We start from the raw sequence: 19,213 nt of genomic DNA, 5'->3' as shown, positions 1-19,213 counted from the left end.
GCAAAGATTATAATATTTGTTAATTTATCAACAAATTGAGTGAAAATTTAAAGAGTTGTTTATGGTAATTGAGGAGCTACAACCGCATGACGTCTGCCATTAATCACTATTTCACTTATTGCAACTGCTGCAAAAACAAAACAATAATATACTTTTGTTAGTACGATGATAGGTGACAGAGAGGCAATGCTGCTTGCTAGTAATACGTGAGAACCATAAGGTAAGATACTTTTTGTGATAGAAGTAAATATTTCTAATAAATACGCACTACGGTGTGGTGCAATGTTATATCTTTGTGCAAGTCTTTTCGCAATATTACTAGTTAATAAAATAGCAACAACATTGCTGGAAACTAAAATAGTAAACAGAGATGATATTCCCGCAATCATAAATTCAGCTTGAGTTTTTGTCATATTCACCTTATCGGTGAATATATCTATCTTTTTCTGACTGTATTCGTACATTAAGTGGCTTAATCCACTACTGAAGAGAATAAATATCATTACTTCATTCATCTTATAAAAACCCCTATATATGTCACGAGAATATTCAATAAGAGAATAATCAAAAAAAGCTATTCCTAATATCCCAGCAATAACCATATTAATAGCTAATGTTACTAGAGTGTTTATTTCAAATAAACCCATAATTATTAAAGATATATAAGGGATAATTTTGACTATGGATAAATAATTCAGACTTGAGATAGAAACAACTTCTGTACTATTTGAAATTATTACTAGATAAATAAGTATTATAAGACCTGTAACAGATCCTGTCTTGAAAGTGAGTTTTATTTTATCCTTTACTGAAGCTCCTTGTGAAGAAGTAGCAGCAATAGTAGTGTCAGATATCATTGAAAGGTTGCTGCCAAACATAGACCCACCTATCACAGCTCCAACACCCACTGCACAATCAAAAGCTCCATTTTGTGCTAAATTAACAGCTATTGGTGTTATAAGTGCAATAACTCCGATTGATGTGCCGATTGCACTTGAAATAAAAGTAGAAAGTAAAAACATTCCAGGAAGTAATAATCTTGCTGGAAGAAATCGAATAGTTAAGTTAGTAATAACATTTATACTACCAAGCGATTCAGTAACAGTAGAAAATGCTCCAGCAAATAGAAAAATCAAACATACGGTAAGAGTAGTTTTATTACCCATACCTTTTATAAGAGTATCAATACTATGTTGAATTTTGTTTTTATTGAATAGAACAGCAAAAAATAATGCTGGTAATAAGCAAACTAACGGTGAAATTTGATGAAGAGGATTACCAAGTCCGATAAAAGAAAAATAAATACCACTTCCAAGGTATAAGGCTAGAAAGATAATAAGAGGAAGAAATGAAAACACTTATCGTAGTTGAACAAACCAGAAATATACTAGAATAAGCTATTTTAAGCAAATACTAATACAGTGTTTTTCTAATAATTTTGAACATCTTAAGCCATCTACTTTTGAATAAATTCCATTTGCATTTCTTGTATACTATCCTCTATTTGCTTTATTTGTTCTATTAGCCTTTCCTCTAAGTCAAAATTACCGCCCAGCCTTGCTTTAATTTTTTCTTCTTGTAATACATTTAATTCTTTCCGTAATACTATGTTATTCCAGACAGTTTCTGCCGATCTCTTCTCACTTAATTGACTATTTAGTACGCTAGTTTTTTCAAATATAAACTTTATAACACTAGACTCCTGTAGCAGAATTTCTTTATTAAAGTTGCTCTCATTAGTTACCATATTAATTACGCACTGTTGTAATTTTTTCATCTCATTAGTAAATTCGAAATGAGAAAATTGCTCAAAAAATATAGGACGGTTCAAGATTTCAGGAAATTCTACGGCTATACGCAAAATTATGGCCTGATTTTGCTCTGCTTCAATTAGCTCTGGAGATTTATTGTAAAGATACTCACCTTTTGTTGCTTTGCTATTAAAAATCAGCTTTTTAAAGTTTCTTCTTAATTCACTGACCTTATTGTAAAAATAATCTCTATAATACCTTCTAATACTGCTGTTACCGATAGCATTGACATATTTCATGAACTTGTGCTCAAGAATTGAATATTTTTCCGGAGCAAATTTTTCATAATTTTGCAAATTGCTACCAATTATGTGATGCCATAAATATTCAGAGTGCAGTTCTGTTGAGTGGTTAAAAGCAGAGAGTACGTCTTCTGTCTTATATTCTAGCTCATTGCATATATCGTATGGGTCCTTATTGTTTGGCAAAGTTACGAACTTCAATGTGTATCCAGGCTCCAGTATCGGTAGAACAAGTTCTGCAATTCGAATAGCAGCATGACGTCCGGCACTATCGCCATCCATACAGATGGAAATTTCTTTAGCAAATTTCCATAGATTTTTTATCTGCTCTGCAGAAATTGCGGTACCAAGCGGAGCAACTGTATTGCTAATTCCCGCTTGATGTAGTGCTATTACATCCATATATCCTTCAACAACAAATAGATGCTGTTTTTTGCGTATTTCACTCAAAGCAAAGTTTAATCCATATAAATTTTCTCTTTTCTTAAAGAGCTGACTCTCTGGGCTGTTTAGATACTTCGGCTGTTGCTCAGAGTTCAGCGCACGTCCGCCAAAACCAATAACTTTGCCCGTGATGTTGTGTATAGGAAATATCAGCCGATCATAGAAATAATCACGAGAATTCTTATTTATTAACCCAACATCGATCAAAATCTCGTCTTTAATACCAGAGGAGTTCAAATATTCCTTCAAGCCAGAACTTGGTGCATAACCTATTCTAAATTTATCTATGATTTTGAGTGAGATCTTGCGCTGCCTTAAATAAGCCATAACACCTCGATTTTTCTGCGCGAACCAACTTGCAGCTAAATTCAGTGCTGAAAACAGTTTGTCATTTTCTTTAGCAAAGCTGAGGTTTTTGGGTAACTCAACACCTGCAACAGATGCCAAATTTTCCAACGCTTCCTTAAAACTTAAGCCCTCAGTTTGTGAAATAAATTCAAACGCATCACCATGAGCTGAGCAACCGAAACAGTAATATAAGCCCTTAACATTGCTGACCGAAAAAGATGGAGTTTTTTCGTTATGAAATGGGCAGAGTCCAACAAAACTATCTCCTCTTTTTATTAACCTAACTTTTTTTCCTACTATGTCGGACAACAATAATTTTGACTTTATAATATCTATATGATCCATTTTACCGAATGAGTAGTGGTAGGATAAAAATTATATAGAATTTATGCATATCTGACTCGAAATTTATTCAGAAAGATCAGGAGAGCTTGACAAAAAGCTCAAAATAAATTACCCATATAAATACCCTTAAGTTGCAATTTCTTATATGTCAGATGTGATATCAGTTGCTTCAGACCACGCAGGTTATGAACTAAAATCAGAAATAAAGGCTTACTTGGAAACTTTAGATTATACAGTGATAGACCGTGGCTGCACTGCTGAACAAAAGAGTGTAGACTACCCTGACTATGCTGCTGAAGTTGTAGAAGATATAACAAACAAAAAAGCAAATTATGGAATATTAATTTGCGGTACAGGTTTGGGCATGAGTACTGTGGCAAATCGTTTTGAAGGAATCTACGCTGCTTTATGTAATAGTGTTGAGATCGCAAAATTAGCTCGCGAGCATGGCAACGCGAATATACTTTGTCTTGGTGCAGGGTTTACTGCGAGTGGATTAGCAAAAGACATAGTCAAACAATTCCTCGAAACAGAATTTTCAAAAGAAAGTAGACATAAAGAACGCCTTGATAAACTTAGCAATATTAGCAAGAAAAAAACCACAAAAACTTATAACGAAGATGAAATATCAAAATTCGCTAAAATAGCAGGTGAATGGTGGAATGAGAATGGCAAATTCAAGCCATTGCACATGATGAATCCTGTGAGAGTATCATACATCGTTGAGAAAATAAAAGAATTAAAAAAATGCGATTTAAAAGAACTATCATTGCTCGATGTTGGTTGTGGTGGTGGCATTTTGTCAGAGTCAATGGCGCGTATTGGTATTAGCGTTGCAGGAATAGATGTATGTGAGGAAAACATAAAAGTGGCACAGTTGCATGCGAAGAAAGTAGGGTTAAATATAGAATACACACACACTAGCATTGAAGAGCTAAGCAATGACAAGAAGTATGACGTGGTTTTGTTGATGGAAGTGGTTGAACATGTCGATAATTTAGAGTTTTTCATGAAAAAAGCAATAGAGCTGTTGAAGCCAGAAGGGCTAATTTTTATATCGACGATAAATAGAACTATTAAATCCTTCTGTCTTGCAATAGTCGGCGCAGAGTACATATTAAACTGGCTGCCAAAAGGCACACATAATTGGAATAAATTTCTCAAGCCATCAGAAATTGCAAATCATCTAAGAGAGAACAATGTAACACTACAAGATATGACTGGTATGGAATATAATGTAATAAAGCGTGAATGGAACTTGACCAAAGGTGTGGATGTTAATTATATACTTTGTGGAAACGTTGTAATTTGAAATCTCATTCAAGTACTAGAAGGTAATGCAAATATTCTAGGCAGTTTTACTTTACTTAGCAGCTAATTTATCATATGTATTTCCATAGGGTATCGCTATATTAGAATATGTTACAATTACTAACCTTACTTGCTGTTATCACTTCGGTTGTATTCTTTGGTCATCTAGTTCCAATGGAAGTGAAAACCTTCTTGTATTCAATAAGCCTTAGTATAAAAGAGATCTTACTATTTATAATGCCTTTTATTGTTTTTGCATTAATCTTTAGTAGTGTTAACAATCTTAAGCAGTCGGCTATAAAGTTTATATTGTTACTTATTATAACGATTTTCTTGTCGAATCTAGCTTCAAGTTTAATAGCTTATTCTGTTGGGCATTTCATCACACAAAACACTTATTCAATACAAGATATAACATATGAAGAAACAATTGTTCCTTTATGGTCATTTAGGATACCTGCATTGCTTTCTAATTTTTATGCCCTTGCTTGTGGATTTGTGTTAAGCATATTAGTGTCCACAATATTACCAAAAAAAAGCAAAGAGCTCTCGAACAAAATGTTAGATTTAACTCTCTTTATTTTGAAGACATTTTTGACGCCAATTATTCCAATGTTTGTACTTGGTCTTGCTTTAAAAATGGAACATGATCAGGTTTTACCCATAATATTTAAGGATTACTCAATAATTTTTATTATTATATCATCTGCAACCTACCTTTATGTTTTTCTCTTATATGGAGCAGCAAATTCGTTCAAGATCACAAGCTGGATAGCTAGTATAGGTAATATGATACCAGCATTTATTACTGCAATGAGCACAATGTCTAGTAATGCAGCTATGCCGCTTACTCTTGAAGGAAGCAAAAAAAATGTAAAGCAGCATGATATAGCATCGTCTGTTGTGCCAATAACCGCTAGCTTTCATTTAGTAGGTGATTGCTTTTTTATTATAATACTATCAATGATAATGACTTTTGGTGGTGCATTGTCTGCAACAGACTATGTGACTTTCCTTCTCTACTTTCTGTTATTTAAATTTGCTATTGTTGCAGTTCCAGCGGGAGGGATTATGGTAATGTTGCCCGTTCTTGAGAAGTATCTTAAATTCTCCCCAGAGATGCTTTCATTAATTACAGCATTGTATATAGTGTTTGACCCAATAATAACTTCAGCAAATGTTATGGGTAACGGTGCGTTCACTATGATGTTTACAAAGCTCTATGATAAGCTTAAGTGATGTCCATTCTAGCAATTAATACTGTAGGTGCTGGTAGTTCAATAGCAGTAATTGATTACGATGGTAATTGTTTTGTAGAACGCAATTCTGCAAACAATAGTCATGCAGAATCATTTTTTCAAATACTGAATACTTTGTTTGATAAGCATAATTACAGCTACGATAAAATAGACCATTTAGCAGTGATAGTTGGACCAGGAAGTTTTACTGGAATCAGAGTTGGTATATCAACTGCACAAGGTATAAATCTTGCTACAAATAAGCCGTTATATGGGGTTAGTGCCCTGGAAGCTCAAGCATATGCAATATCGCTACTTTGTACAAATAGCAAAAAAAATATTAAAGCTATAATCGAAGATGATCAAAAGTTTTATACGCAGTTATTTGATTTCAATTTGTTACCGCTATCAAATCCTGCTGTAGTAAGTGAACTCCAGCCTGAAACGCACTGCATTACATATATGGATTGCAGTTTACCAAAGTTGGATGCTAGCCATGCAGGGCTATTAGTCCGTTATAGACTAAAAAATAAACAAAAATTAAATGGAGTTGAGGCTCTATATTTAAATGAGCCTCAGTATATGAAATCGTTGCCTATTGCGTAAACACTATTAATTTGGCCAAGTTTGTACATCTGACTTACTATTTCTTCTGCTACTTCTTTTATACTCATATTTGAATTTTCTACCTCTATAGCATTTTGTGGTACAAATAAATCTTCCTCCCTAAATTTAATACTATTTATATTAGTAACCTTCCTATTTTTTCTTTGCTTTTTTGATTAGTACGCTCTTGTAATATCAATGGATTGCACCTAAGTACTATAGGGAGGATTTTTGTGCTCATTTTTTTACTAAGTTCTACTACTGAGTTATATATTCTTATGTTGTAATCATTATTTTTAATTAATTCATCAACAAATATATAATTTTTTGAGTCAATAGGATAGGCTTCTATTGCCTGAAACATAACATGTGTAGTGTTATATATTCTATCTCGAGCTTCTTTGGAAGTTTGATTATATTCAAGTCCACTTACAATTACTGCATTTATCATACTAGATAATACTATTGCTGTAGAAAGTTTACCACTTCCTGGAAGACCAGTGATATATATGAAAAATTTTGTTAGCTGTTTTTTTATCTCAACGTTTATCATATTATTTTTAATATTAAAACCTACAATTATAATAACATAAAAACAAGGCTTTAAAACATATGAAACATTACATAAAAAGTCGCTTTTATAGTTAAAATACTATGTAATCTAGAAATGTAAACTCTAATCACCTAAGGCAAGTAAAAGTGCTTAGTATTTTAACGTAGGTTCACCTTTTAGTTTGTAATAAACTTTTTTTTACGTATAAATCTTTAGAAAATTTTAGTCAAGAGCTATGTTATTAACAAATAGTGAGTTGAAAAGAGACCTAGTTAACGCCTATCAAATTTTATCTTATCTTAAATTAGATGATCATACGTATACTCATCTCTCTGTACGTTCTGAAGATAAAAAGTCATTTTATGTTTATCCGTTTGGTATACGTTTTTATGAAGTAGATGAAAGTTCATTGATGAAAGTATCGTTTGATGGGAATATAATTGAAGGCAAAGAATATCAATATAATAAAACTGGCTATGTAATCCATGGCTTCATTTATCAAGCAAGGAAAGATATTCAAGCAATTTTTCATCTACATACACCTTCTATTGTAGCAGTTTCTTCTCTCAAGGATGGATTACTCCCAATAAGTCAGTGGGCGCTGCACTTTTATAATAAGGTATCTTACCATGATTATAATTCCCTGGCACTTGATGATACAGAAGGAAAAAGATTAATAGCTGATTTGAAAGAAAATTTTGTGATGTTAATGCGCAATCATGGATCTATAACATGTGGTCAGACTATACAAGAAGCAATGTTTTATACGTATCACTTAGAACAAGCTTGTAAAACTCAATGCCTGATGCTAGCAATGAATAGGGAGTTGTCAATTCCAAGTGAAGAAATTTGCTCAAAAGCCGTAAAGGATCTTCTGTCTTTCGAAAGCAATCTTGGTGAGAGAGATTGGCACGCATGGGTTAGGTTGATTAAAGGTAAGTTATAAAAGTTTCTGACTCTTCGATAGATATTAGATTTCTTGCATAACCAGCCAGTCTGAAATCCAATAATGGTTTCACACGCTGTAATTCATGCAAGAAGTCTAATGTCTCCATCTCTACTTAAGTTAACACCCTTAACTAAGCAGATACAAGTAAATATAGCCCTTCCCATAATAGTCCAAAAAGGTCATAAGAAAGAAGAATCGACAGCATGACGAAAAGATTTGAATAAAGGAATGTTTTTTCTGGTTCTGTTTTTTATAGCAAACCAATAATGCTCAATTTTGTTGAAATCTGGAGAATATGGAGGAAGATATAAAATTTCTGCACCAACTCCTTTAGCAAATCTTATTAGACTTATGAAAAGTAGCATTATCAAGGATAACAGTTTGTCCAGGTTCCAAAATCGGTGTCAGAAACTGCTCAAACCATTTATTAAAGATATCCATATTGCAGTGGCCTTTAAAGGTTAACGGAGCAATTATTTTTCTTCCACTTAAGGCTGCAACCATGCTAATTCGTTGAGTTTTCTTTCCAGATTTTAGGGCATAAAACCGCTGTCCTTTCTGGCAATACCCATAGGTTCAGTGTTATCAATGCCAGACTCATCTATATACACTAATTCTTTAGGTTCTTTTGTTGCTATAACCTTTGAAAATTGAGCTCGCTTTTCTTCATTTCTTTCTTTATATCCGTAGGTCTTTTTTTTCTTGTGAATCCTATATTTTTAAGTGCTCGATGAATTGTTTGTCTACTAATATTGCCCCAGCATCTCTGACTGAGTTTTGCCACCTTGCTCATTTGCAAATTCGGCAAATGCATTCCAGTCGGTAATTTTATGCCACGCTTCCAAGCTTTTTTGATTGAAAATCTCCCGTTTTCTCACGTCTTTTCTTCCACTCATATAAAGTTGTTTCTCCAATCTTAAATCTCTTGGCAACAGTTTCTCCACTCTCTCCTTCATCCAATGCTTCCATTACCTTTTTCCTTAAGTCATAACTATATGCTGCTGGCATGCTTACCATCACTACTATAAATCCATATCTTACCTTTTTTGGACTATTATGAGAAGTGCTATAACTAGTAAGTTTTTTCAATCCTGCTCCACAGCAAATTTTAATGCTATGTGAGTAGTTATAGTGCTGTTAACAATTAAAATGACAAAAACTAAGATGGTGATTAGTAGTGTATAAATATTCAAGGATAAATTTTCAAATTGAGTTAGCAATTTGAAATATACAAAAGTTGGCATTATCATTGGCAAAACAAGAATTTGCGACACTCCTGATGCTAAGTTATTTCGACCAATCATCAATGCATTTCCAGTAGCTGAAATATTAATGATTATCAGCGTATTAAATAATAAAGACACTCCAACTGCTATTGAATGTTCAATATTATTGCCTAGAATTGCAAAGCTGAACATGAAAGAAATCACTGAAATCGGTAACCCAAATAACAACCAGTGAGCGAAGATTTTATAAGCAACTATCAGCCTAGAAGAGAGTGGCTGTAAAAAGATTTGCTCTAATATTCCATCATGATAATCAGATGTAAATAAATTATTTGTAGAGATCTGCAAAACAAATGTAGCACATATCCATGTTAATGTTAATATGACTTCTTGTTTACTGTTGTTTTCAAGTGTATATGAAGATAAACTTAACATTATAATAAAAATACATACTATATAAGTAAGATTATTATCATTTATTACTAATTTTTTTACCAAACTAATCATACCAGGATTTTAAATGTTTATTATAAATTATAGTGTTTACTTTGAGGGTAGTATAATTTTTTGTGTTTACAAGTTATATAAGTTTTAATATATTTTATTGATAATGCTATGGAAAAATTAATAAAAATAAAGTTACCGGAAGATTACGTTCCTTCAGAAAATGAAGAATATATGAACGTAAAACAACTGGAATACTTTAGCTTAAAGTTACAATCAATACTCTCTGAACTGGAGAAACAAGATCTAGAAGATAGTAGTATTTATTCTGATAGTGAAAATGGAGAATTAATTAAGCGCCGAAAAGATAGAAAAGAAAAAATTAAGGAGGCGTTGGAAAAAATAAAATTAGGCATTTATGGTTACTGCGATGGAACGGGAGAAGAAATAGGAGTCGAAAGACTTAAAGCTAATCCGCTTGCTATGTATTGTATTGAAGAACAAGAGAGAATAGAAAAAGAAAAGAACGTGTATAACATTAATGATTAGAACTTGTTCGCGAATTCAAGCATATTTCTCTCCTTAACATAACTCTACTCATAGCCAGATATATGAAATTTTCAGTGAGTAAATCTTATTCTTTCGATAGTCTTCTATTCCTAAAGCAAAAGTCCTTTCTACAACCCACCTTCTTGGCTGTACTTTAAACCCCTCATTGGTAGTAGCTAAGGCGGTGTGTCTTTGTTGACTTAGAACCTACATGAAGGCCTTTTGACAATCTCAATATCCATACCATATTCTTCCTTTATATGATTTTTAAATTTTCTCCTTGGTATCCCATCACATTTTTTTAACTATAGTATATTTTTTTCTTACTTTCCTGTATGATACTCTGGAATAGCTTTCTATTCTTGTCCATTCCCTTTGACTTAGGTCTGCTGGATGCTTTTTTCTCATCTTTACCCAGCACTAAAACTTTAGATATTATAGCCTTTTACTAATCTCTGGACAAGCTCTAGCTTCGGTAAACTCAGTAGAAGGTTCTTTTGCAAAAAATGCAGCATGTACAGCATTTTTAATGAAAAAACACGCGGCAAGTGCAAATATTGCTGTTGGTATATAACACCAAGGAGAAGCTATACTAAAAAAAGTAGCAGAAGCTACTGTTAAGCAACAACAAGTAAATATTGCTTGAAGCATAATATACTGTCTATCAACACCACCATACTCGGCCATTAATTTTCTAACTTTGTTATTGCTGCCGTATGGCAGAGTAAGCGTTTTAATCAAATTCATTACACAATTATTAGTGAAATATGGAGCACACTCTATAACTCTGGAGCCATTAACCTTCTGATTAGGATCTGCACCATACTTTAGAAGCAACTCTACATATTTTTCGCGTTTATCGTTGTCACAATTGATTGCTTGATATAATGGAACTCGACCATTTTTATCTAACATATTAGGATTAGCACCATATTTCAAAAGTATTTCCATAGTATGATCATCATCACACAAAAACGCTTTAAACAACGGATTTTTACCATTTTTATCTAACATATTAGAATCAGCACCATATTGTAACAATAACTCTACAATTCTGCTGTCATCGATAACCCTACAATAGTATAACGAAGCTTCATTATGTAATAGCTTTATATTAGGATCAGCACCATTTTCTAAAAGAAGTTTCAAAATACTATAATTTCTTGAATCTTTAGCTTGCATTAAAGCAATAGATAATGGAAAGTAAATATAAATAAGTTTTTCATTGATGTAATCACCAAATCTTCCATCTTTACTGCTTTTGAATTTGGAAAAAAGCTTTTCAAGAAACTTTATATCCTGATTATATAGAGCCCTACTTAAGTAAAACCTCAAATCTCCAGGCGAATTAATTTCATTTAAATTTTCGTCAGTTAGATTTGTAACCTCTTCTATGCTTTCCTTAGTAAGAAATTCATATGCAGAACCTAGCTGCTTAAATTTTTCTTCATTTTGTTTCTTCACAACCTCATTTTTACCTGAATGTTTATCAGGATGATATTTCAAGGCTAATTTTCTATACGCTGATTTAATTTCTTGTTCACTGGGCGCATCGCTTGATTGAAAACCTAATATTTTTAAAGCTTCCTTTCTACCTACAATAAATTCCCCACTGAAATATGTTAAATTAAACGTAACCCAAAATTTCAAAAAGTAAAGCTTTTATGTCAAATTGCATCTATTTCATAACTGTACAAATATTGTAGATCAGGAAACTTCAGTCCTTGATACTGGAATAACATCTCTATACTACTCCGGGCCAATCTAAATATTAAGAAATTTACCATATAAAAAAAAGGCAGAAGAAACCCTATTATCTATTTTTTAAATTTACGTTCTTTATTGTCTCATTTGACGTTCACTAAACAGAATGTAGTCTAAGTACAAACTTGTGAAAGGCTTATGTGTAATGCTTCTCCACATAATCACTAATAATTTCCTTAAATTCTTCAAAAATATTATCACCTTGTAAAGTTTTGAAATATTTGCCGTCTTTGTAGACTGCTGAAACAGGTTTTTCTCCATACCCAGGCAGGCTGATCCCCAGATTTGCATGTTTGCTCTCTCCAGGACCATTTACTATGCATCCCATAACAGCAACTTTCATATACTCTACACCAGGATTCTTTTTCTTCCATACCGGCATATGAGTTTTTATGTAGCCATTTACTTCCTCAGTTAATATACGAAAACGATCGCTACTTGTGCGTCCACAACCAGGACATGAACTCACCTGAGGGTTAAAGTAGCACAAACCTATAGACTGCAGTATTTCCTGACATACTACCACCTCATTAGTGCGTGATTCACCAGGGCGCTGAGTTAAAGAAGCCCGGATAGTGTCTCCAATACCATTTTGCAATAAATAAGTAAGCCCTGCTGTGGTATTTACTACGCCTTTGTTACCCATACCAGCTTCGGTTAAACCCAAATGCAGCGCATAATTGGAAGATTTTGCAAGTGCCGTATAAACTAAAATTAAATCCTGCACTCTACTGACTTTACATGAAATGATTATTTTCTCTGCATTAAGGCCAATCTTTTCAGCTTTTTTTGCACTACCAAGAGCAGACATTACAAGCGTCTTACGTAATATAACATCAGAAGTTTTTGGATTACTAGATAAGGAGTTTTCATCCATTAATTTTTGTGAAAGGTACTTATCAAGACTACCCCAATTTACTCCAATTCTGACAGGAAGATCATGCGTTATTGCATACTCTATAATTTTTTCGAATTTTTCATCACGTTTATCACCAAAGCCTATATTACCTGGATTTATCCTAATTTTACCCAGAATTTTAATGTTGTCTGGATAATCCTGAATCAGCCTGTAGAGCTCATATTGTCCACAGCCTACTAATATCTTACCATCAAAGCCTTCTTTATTTATTTCCTCTACTATATAAGGTATTGCTTTTGCTACTTCCTCTGAGTTCAAAGCAATTCGCACCAATTCTGAACCTGCATGCGCTAGTTCTATTACTTCTTTTGCATATTTCTGAGCACTACTTTTTATGTTGTCAGAATCTATATGTGCACCAAGTGCCATGGATTGAACAACTATAGGATTATTTCCACCTATCTTCACTTGTCCAACTTTTACAGTATGAGTTTTATGCCTGGAAACCGGCGATGACTCATATGCATCATCACTCAATGTCAGGTCTCTATCTAGCATATTATTAATCGTGACACTATTTTACTGTGTCAACTACACTGCCAAATGAACTTGAACCATTTAAACTATGCTGTGGTGTTCTATTTAGATCAGTAATAGAATCATGAGAGCACGTTCTTCTTGATGGAGTTTCTTTTATAGTAACATTTATAGGGGAAACTTTTTTTTCTCGTGTTGAAGTAACTTTTTTCCCTTTTTGTTGTTCACTTTTTTTATGCTGCTTACTTTCATACTGAGAAACTGGCTCTTGATCTATAAATACAGCACCCTTTAAACGTGCAAGATTAATACCATGCTGATTGATCATAGCATCCTCCCCATCTTCAACTATGCAAGCTCCCACGTTGTTTGGCTCGTTATCAAGGCTAGCAATTTTTTTTTCTTTTAATTTTTTGATTAGATCTTCTTTATTCATAGCTAGATCTTGTAACTTTTTTTTCTTGAGGAGCTCCCTACGCTTCTCATACAGTTTATATGACTCAGCAAAATCCTCGTCTGCATGAAAGTTTGCACCACCAGGGTTACCAGGAGGTATGTACCTCTTACTGAACTTTACCTTAGACTTCGCTTCAACATTATGTACAGTAAAGAAACTAGAAACCAAAAGTATTAATATAAATAAAACTTTAGAAAAGATCTTAAGCATACTATAGTGAATATTGTGCTTTAAAAGATACCAATTAACAAACTTCAAGTAAATCAGAATCTCTACCAACTTTATAATACAAACATCTTTCTAAAAAATTTACTACCAAAACCTACATAATCTAAAGGAAATTTAAGGTGTTACAAATTTTACGTAACACCCTTTCAAGAAGAGCATTACACTCTTCCTTGCTGTAAGTTATTCTTCAGTTTTTCGGTATCATTCACATTATTAAACTTTCCGCTTGGCATATCTTGAGACAAGTCGTTTTTCTTCTCTTTATCAAGCTTAACTCCCTGATAGATACAGAATGCAACAAAACTAGTTACAGCTATTGCAGCAACAGCACTGACTATGGCACAAGTTAGTATTGCTTGTTCTTGTCCCCCTACCATGTCTGCAAATGTTTCTACTTTTTCTTCTAAGCCTGTAAATTTTTCTTGCAAGCCGCTTAAGTGCTCTTGCATAGCTTGAAACTGCTCAGTACCAATCTTGTCTTCTAATGCACCAAAAACTTTTTCAAACTGCTCAACATCTATCTTTTGAGCTTCTTGCCACTCTTTTAATGCACTAAATACCTCTTCAAACTGTTTAGCATCTATCTTTTGAGCTTCTTGCCATTCTTTTAATGCGCTAAATACTTCTTGAAACTTTTTAGCATCAATATTTTGACTTTCCTGCAATGCTGTTACATCCGATTTATCAAAACCGAATACAAATTTGGTTATACCCATTTTTAACCCCCTAGCTAATTAATATATTACTATTGTACGTTTTTAGTAGTTAATTTAGTATTAAACACTATACAACTGGGATCCAATAAGAAATATCTGGTCATGCGCTGGAACTTTTGAATTCCAGTTATGCAAGAGATCTATTGATCTTAAAATAACTTTCTTTGGTTTAAGTTAAGGGTTATTCTACCAATATCTCTCTCTTTCCTGAGTAACTCGGAGCACTGACAATACCTTCTTTCTCCATTCTTTCAACAATATTTGCAGCTCTGTTATAGCCTATTCTAAGTTGCCTTTGAATGTAACTAGTTGAAACCTTTTGATCTCTCTGAATGATGGCCACTGCTTGCTTGTATAGATCGTTCTCTTCATCTTCTGTTTCACCTTCTGATTCCGCGAAAGAATTTTCATCTTCTTGAGTGATTTCCTCCATGTAGTTTGGCTCACCTTGCGTTTTCAGATGATCAACTATATTTTGCACCTCATCATCACTTACAAATGGACCGTGCACTCGAATAATCTTACCACCAGAGGCCATATAAAGCATATCACCCATACCGAGTAACTGTTCGGCCCCTTGTTCACCAAGTATTGTACGGCTATCTATCTTAGAAGTAACAGCAAAACTAATTCTCGTTGGAAAGTTTGCTTTTATCACACCTGTTATCACATCTACAGATGGGCGTTGTGTTGCCATTATGATGTGTATTCCTGCAGCACGAGCCATCTGAGCTAAACGTTGAATAGAGCATTCTATATCTTTGCCAGCAACAAGCATTAAATCTGCCATTTCATCTACGATCACCACAATATACGGAAATGTCTCCATTTTAAGTGGTATTTTTTCAAATAAAGGTTTACCCGTTGTTGAGTTAAAGCCAATCTGTACAACGCGCTCCAACTCTATTCCGCTATTCATCGCTTCTGTAATTTTTTGATTATAGTTTATTACATTGCGCACATTTAAATATGACATCATGCGATAGCGATTTTCCATCTCTTTCACTATCCACTTAAGAGCAATAACAGCTTTTTTTGGCTCTGTTACCACTGGCGTTATTAGATGCGGTATTGCATCATATATTGAAAGCTCGAGCATTTTGGGGTCGATCATTATCATCTTGCATTCATCAGGACTTAGTCGATAAACAAGCGACAGAATCATCGTGTTAATTGCAACCGACTTACCTGACCCTGTAGTTCCGGCAACAAGCAAGTGGGGCATTTTAGTCAGATCTGCAATAACTGGTTTTCCGCTTATTTCCTTGCCAAGCGCAATTGGAAGATTTAAGTTTGCATTTTGGTATTCTGGCGATTCAAGTAAATCACGCAGCATTACAATCTCTCGCTCCTTGTTTGGCAATTCTATTCCCATGGCATTTTGTCCACGAATTATTGAAATACGTGCAGAAAGTGCACTCATTGAACGTGCAATATCATCTGCAAGACCAATCACTCTTGCAGATTTTGTACCTGCTTGTGGTTCAAGTTTGTATAAAGTCACAACCGGTCCATAACATACACTTATAATTTTTCCTTGCACGCCAAAATCACTCAGAACCTGTTCGAGCAGAGATAAATTCTTATTGCTCTCTAATGCATTCAACTGTTTTCTCTGCAAAGATTCTTCTGCTTTGGAAAGTAAGTGAATGCTTGGAAACTCAAACTCGCTAGAAGGTGGTTTAACAATTTCTTCGGCAGCTTTTTTCTTTCTTTCTTTCGGTTGTTGTTTAGTGGTTATATATTTTTCCTCTACTACTAATGGTGCTATTGAATAATCAGTAGTTTTACGTAACCTGAAAAACAGAACCTTTGTAAAAAGGGAAAATATTTTTTTACATAGGAAAAGCAAAGAATAAACCGTTCTCTTCCAACCAATCAATCCTACAATACCTATTGATGCTACTACTGTGAATATGTAAAACGGGCAGTGGTCAATTAGAGCATTACCGACTATTCCACCGTGCATGTATCTAGCAGTAATGCCAAGCGAAAGTTGCGACAATATAGCATATATTGCTACATTGATTAACGTTAGGTAGATAATTTTCAGCAATGATGCTCTGAAAATTAAAAAGTAAACTATGGTTGTAGCTATTGTAATACTAGCGAGTCCAAGAAATTGAACCAATATATCAGCTAAATATGAACCTACTACTCCGCCCAAATTTGTTACTTCCTGATTTGTAGCTGTATTTAAGGATGGATCTTTATAATTATAGCTAAAAACCGATATATATATATACATTAATAGTGACAAGTATATCGCTGATTTTAGCTGTTTTTTTAACATCTACTTAAAGTAATAAGTAATTGTATATTTTACAAAGTGAATTGCTATTATCAATATCATCACGGATAAATCTAATCCATTGAATGGTTGTATATACCTTCTGATAACCTTTAGTGGAGGATAAGTGAGTCTGTTTAAAGTTTGCATTATGCTGCTTACAATCTCATTATACATGTTAACTACATTCAATTTAATCAACAAATCGAGAGCAATTGAGCATATTAGAACGAAGCTGTAAAGATCAAGTAACAGGTTAAGTAAGTATATGATTGGATGCATATTACTAATTTACACTAAAACCTATTATGTGTAGTGATATGTATAAAATCAAGCCCCACAATAATTTTTATGCTGAAATAGGTGTAAACAATAAGCTATAAGATATTATACCCTTTGATTCCACGTGGATAAAAAACTTATTGATAAATTAACGGAGAGATGTGTACTGTATGAATAGCTTTTTGATCATGTTTATTACATGCAGGATAAGTGTTCAGGTACGTATGAAACCAGCGCTTCTTTTCTTGTCACCTCTTGTTACCTAAATAGCCTCTGTTCAAGTAGCCCCTTTGTTGTCATCCCAGTGCCCAGACACTGGGATGGCTTTGTTGCACCACTCAAGGAAAGAACAGGCAGTTACTGATGGAATTTGTTATAAAATAGATATTTAGCCGACAAAGGAAAAATATGCCAATAAGAATGAAAGTCAGTAACTGCAATGAATATAACAAATTTCTTCAAGAAAGGGGAAATGTTTTTCATTATATCAACGATGCCATTGAAAATTGGTACGAAAATAGTCCAAAAGTAGCAGGTGGCAACAATGTCTACAGCGACAAAGTAGTGATTCTAATTCACATAATAACCTATCTATTCAGGATTGGTCTTAGGCAAACAGTGGGATTTATAGAGAAATATCTTGAGCAAATAGGGAAAATTTTGCAAATTATCAGCTATTCGCAGGCTTCAAGAAGGTTTAAAAAGCTTAATATCAAAATCAACGACTGCAGAGTTGATAAGAACGATATGGAAGATATTGAAATTGCTATAGATAGTACAGGTATCAGCATCTACAATAATATTCCAGGCCATAGTAAGGCAAATGGTACAGATAGAAAGTATCGCCGCTATGAGCAAACAAGATGTAATGCTAGAGATAGGTAGTAAAAAAGTTATAGCTGCAAAATACAGTAGTGGAGTTTATTCCGACCACTATGGAGCCTGTGATCTTATTGAAAGAGTGGATACCAAGTATAACATAAGCACGATATATGCAGATAGATCGAAAGAAGTTATACAAACTGTGCGATGAGCTTGACATAAAGACAAGGATTCCTCCGCAAAATAATGCAGTAGAGCATCCAAAGTTGGATTATATGAATGAGAGAAATTCTACAATCAAGCTCATAAAGTCATATGATGAAGATGGTATGAAGAGGTGGAAAAAAGAGATAAATTATTGGAAGAGATCTTATATAGAAAGTTTTTTCTCGCGACTGAAGCAAATATTTGGATTTAGTTTTAGGAATAAATCTGAGATTAATCGTGAGAAGGAACTGCTACTCAAGTGTTATTTGCTTAACAAATTTACTGAAATAGGCATGGCTAAGTTTGATATAGCTTCATGAATTTATTATACATTACCCACTATCCGAAGAGCTGTGCAACAAAGCCCACTGGGATCCAGATTGGCACTAAGTTGGTAAACATGAAAGCGCTTTATAACGTTTTTGATGTGAAAGCTAATGTCAGCTACTCAAATGATACCATTTGTTATAAACTCACTTTTACTCTATGGTCTTGTCGATATCCTGAACAGATACAATATTTTTTATTTATAAAATGAAGTAACTACTTATCGTAAAGTTGATCTATAGATATAATACTACCATTTGATGACTTTTCAGCACATTTCTCACTTTCATATTCTTTATCAGAATCAACGCTAAATACTAAAGTATCTCCTGAAATTTTATCATGAAACTCACTAATAGCAAAAAACGGTACAGTGACTTGTTCTTGTTTTCCACGAAAGCTCAAACTGACGCTAAACTTATCTTCAAGAACTTTTAGACCAAAAAATTGATGCTGTAATATAATAAGCATTTGAGTAGGGTATGATTCTTTCAAGTAGTCTGGCATGACAACACCATTAAAGCGCGTAAAAAATACTATTTCTAAGTGAGGAGTAAAAACATTATCTAATATAGTATTCAAAGCCTTTTTGATAACTTGAAATTTAGCATAACTAAGCGACTTCTGATAATCTGTTTTATCCATATAACCCTTACAT

At 33.6% G+C, this 19,213-nt stretch carries 18 protein-coding genes and 3 pseudogenes; 8 read left to right on the top strand and 13 right to left on the bottom strand.

The window, feature by feature from the left end:
- Positions 1 to 59: 59 nt before the first annotated feature.
- Positions 60 to 1,358, bottom strand: coding sequence for a Na+/H+ antiporter NhaC family protein (locus tag ABWU35_RS04220; RefSeq protein WP_007302679.1), 1,299 nt, complete (start codon positions 1,356 to 1,358; stop codon positions 60 to 62).
- Positions 1,359 to 1,456: 98 nt separating this feature from the next.
- Complete coding sequence (gene dnaG / locus ABWU35_RS04215) at positions 1,457 to 3,190, bottom strand: DNA primase (protein ID WP_019236374.1); 1,734 nt, start codon at positions 3,188 to 3,190, stop codon at positions 1,457 to 1,459.
- Between the two features lie 145 nt (positions 3,191 to 3,335).
- Here dnaG and ubiG point away from each other — a divergent pair, with 145 nt between their 5' ends.
- The 3 genes from ubiG to tsaB all read left to right on the top strand — a co-directional run bounded on the left by ubiG (position 3,336) and on the right by tsaB (position 6,345).
- On the top strand, positions 3,336 to 4,502 hold the full coding sequence (gene ubiG / locus ABWU35_RS04210; RefSeq protein ID WP_052264730.1) for a bifunctional 2-polyprenyl-6-hydroxyphenol methylase/3-demethylubiquinol 3-O-methyltransferase UbiG: 1,167 nt from the start codon (positions 3,336 to 3,338) through the stop codon (positions 4,500 to 4,502).
- Between the two features lie 107 nt (positions 4,503 to 4,609).
- The gene (locus ABWU35_RS04205; RefSeq protein WP_007302676.1) at positions 4,610 to 5,740 is read left to right on the top strand and encodes a cation:dicarboxylate symporter family transporter; all 1,131 of its coding nucleotides are present in this window, start codon (positions 4,610 to 4,612) and stop codon (positions 5,738 to 5,740) included.
- Entirely contained in the window at positions 5,740 to 6,345 is a 606-nt protein-coding gene (tsaB, locus tag ABWU35_RS04200) for a tRNA (adenosine(37)-N6)-threonylcarbamoyltransferase complex dimerization subunit type 1 TsaB (RefSeq protein WP_007302675.1), read from the top strand. The genes ABWU35_RS04205 and tsaB overlap by 1 nt, the downstream gene beginning before the upstream one ends.
- Here the strand turns inward: tsaB and ABWU35_RS04195 are convergent.
- A pseudogene (locus ABWU35_RS04195) lies at positions 6,315 to 6,898 on the bottom strand (AAA family ATPase). The gene tsaB and the pseudogene ABWU35_RS04195 sit on opposite strands and share 31 nt — an antisense overlap.
- Positions 6,899 to 7,133: 235 nt before the next feature.
- Here ABWU35_RS04195 and ABWU35_RS04190 point away from each other — a divergent pair.
- A complete protein-coding gene (locus ABWU35_RS04190) occupies positions 7,134 to 7,844 on the top strand; it encodes a class II aldolase/adducin family protein (protein WP_007302673.1) in 711 nt (236 codons plus the stop codon).
- A gap of 182 nt (positions 7,845 to 8,026) precedes the next feature.
- Here ABWU35_RS04190 and ABWU35_RS04185 read toward each other — a convergent pair.
- Together ABWU35_RS04185 and ABWU35_RS04180 are read right to left on the bottom strand one after the other, a co-directional pair.
- Positions 8,027 to 8,855: pseudogene (locus tag ABWU35_RS04185) on the bottom strand (IS630 family transposase).
- Positions 8,856 to 8,932: 77 nt separating this feature from the next.
- On the bottom strand, positions 8,933 to 9,580 hold the full coding sequence (locus tag ABWU35_RS04180; protein WP_007302672.1) for a heme exporter protein CcmB: 648 nt from the start codon (positions 9,578 to 9,580) through the stop codon (positions 8,933 to 8,935).
- A gap of 108 nt (positions 9,581 to 9,688) precedes the next feature.
- Between ABWU35_RS04180 and ABWU35_RS04175 the strand changes: the two genes are divergently transcribed.
- The gene (locus tag ABWU35_RS04175) at positions 9,689 to 10,066 is read left to right on the top strand and encodes a TraR/DksA family transcriptional regulator (RefSeq protein WP_007302671.1); all 378 of its coding nucleotides are present in this window, start codon (positions 9,689 to 9,691) and stop codon (positions 10,064 to 10,066) included.
- Here the strand turns inward: ABWU35_RS04175 and ABWU35_RS04170 are convergent.
- The 7 genes and pseudogenes from ABWU35_RS04170 to ABWU35_RS04140 form a co-directional block, all read right to left on the bottom strand.
- Positions 10,056 to 10,390: pseudogene (locus tag ABWU35_RS04170) on the bottom strand (IS5 family transposase); the annotation flags it as partial. The gene ABWU35_RS04175 and the pseudogene ABWU35_RS04170 sit on opposite strands and share 11 nt — an antisense overlap.
- 111 nt (positions 10,391 to 10,501) lie before the next feature.
- Positions 10,502 to 11,668: an ankyrin repeat domain-containing protein gene (locus ABWU35_RS04165; RefSeq protein WP_399489224.1), complete on the bottom strand. Its 1,167-nt coding sequence runs from the start codon at positions 11,666 to 11,668 to the stop codon at positions 10,502 to 10,504.
- A 298-nt stretch (positions 11,669 to 11,966) separates the two neighbouring features.
- Positions 11,967 to 13,247, bottom strand: a complete 1,281-nt coding sequence (ispG, locus tag ABWU35_RS04160; protein ID WP_007302669.1) for a flavodoxin-dependent (E)-4-hydroxy-3-methylbut-2-enyl-diphosphate synthase — start codon at positions 13,245 to 13,247, stop codon at positions 11,967 to 11,969.
- 16 nt (positions 13,248 to 13,263) lie between these two features.
- Positions 13,264 to 13,893 (bottom strand): TRP75-related protein, encoded by a 630-nt coding sequence (locus ABWU35_RS04155; RefSeq protein ID WP_012481754.1) that lies wholly within the window; start codon positions 13,891 to 13,893, stop codon positions 13,264 to 13,266.
- 176 nt (positions 13,894 to 14,069) lie between these two features.
- Positions 14,070 to 14,627, bottom strand: coding sequence for a hypothetical protein (locus ABWU35_RS04150; protein WP_007302667.1), 558 nt, complete (start codon positions 14,625 to 14,627; stop codon positions 14,070 to 14,072).
- 181 nt (positions 14,628 to 14,808) lie between these two features.
- On the bottom strand, positions 14,809 to 16,920 hold the full coding sequence (locus ABWU35_RS04145) for a DNA translocase FtsK (protein WP_012481755.1): 2,112 nt from the start codon (positions 16,918 to 16,920) through the stop codon (positions 14,809 to 14,811).
- Positions 16,921 to 17,199, bottom strand: coding sequence for a YggT family protein (locus tag ABWU35_RS04140; protein WP_012481756.1), 279 nt, complete (start codon positions 17,197 to 17,199; stop codon positions 16,921 to 16,923). It abuts the gene before it with no gap.
- A gap of 408 nt (positions 17,200 to 17,607) precedes the next feature.
- Between ABWU35_RS04140 and ABWU35_RS04135 the strand changes: the two genes are divergently transcribed.
- The 3 genes from ABWU35_RS04135 to ABWU35_RS04125 are packed head-to-tail and all read left to right on the top strand — an operon-like array spanning position 17,608 to position 18,548.
- Entirely contained in the window at positions 17,608 to 18,084 is a 477-nt protein-coding gene (locus ABWU35_RS04135; RefSeq protein WP_019236989.1) for a transposase, read from the top strand.
- A complete protein-coding gene (locus ABWU35_RS04130) occupies positions 18,050 to 18,232 on the top strand; it encodes a hypothetical protein (protein ID WP_038227351.1) in 183 nt (60 codons plus the stop codon). The genes ABWU35_RS04135 and ABWU35_RS04130 overlap by 35 nt, the downstream gene beginning before the upstream one ends.
- Positions 18,192 to 18,548, top strand: a complete 357-nt coding sequence (locus ABWU35_RS04125; protein ID WP_007301972.1) for a transposase — start codon at positions 18,192 to 18,194, stop codon at positions 18,546 to 18,548. Before ABWU35_RS04130 ends, ABWU35_RS04125 begins: the two co-directional genes overlap by 41 nt.
- A gap of 223 nt (positions 18,549 to 18,771) precedes the next feature.
- Here ABWU35_RS04125 and ABWU35_RS04120 read toward each other — a convergent pair whose 3' ends face one another.
- Entirely contained in the window at positions 18,772 to 19,200 is a 429-nt protein-coding gene (locus tag ABWU35_RS04120) for a ClpXP protease specificity-enhancing factor SspB (protein ID WP_007302665.1), read from the bottom strand.
- Positions 19,201 to 19,213 lie beyond the last annotated feature (13 nt).

It is taken from the genome of Wolbachia endosymbiont (group B) of Xylocampa areola (genome assembly GCF_964028205.1).
In the GTDB taxonomy this organism is placed as follows: domain Bacteria; phylum Pseudomonadota; class Alphaproteobacteria; order Rickettsiales; family Anaplasmataceae; genus Wolbachia.
Note: the sequence above shows the minus strand (reverse complement) of the source record. Positions and strands in the feature narration are given on the sequence as shown.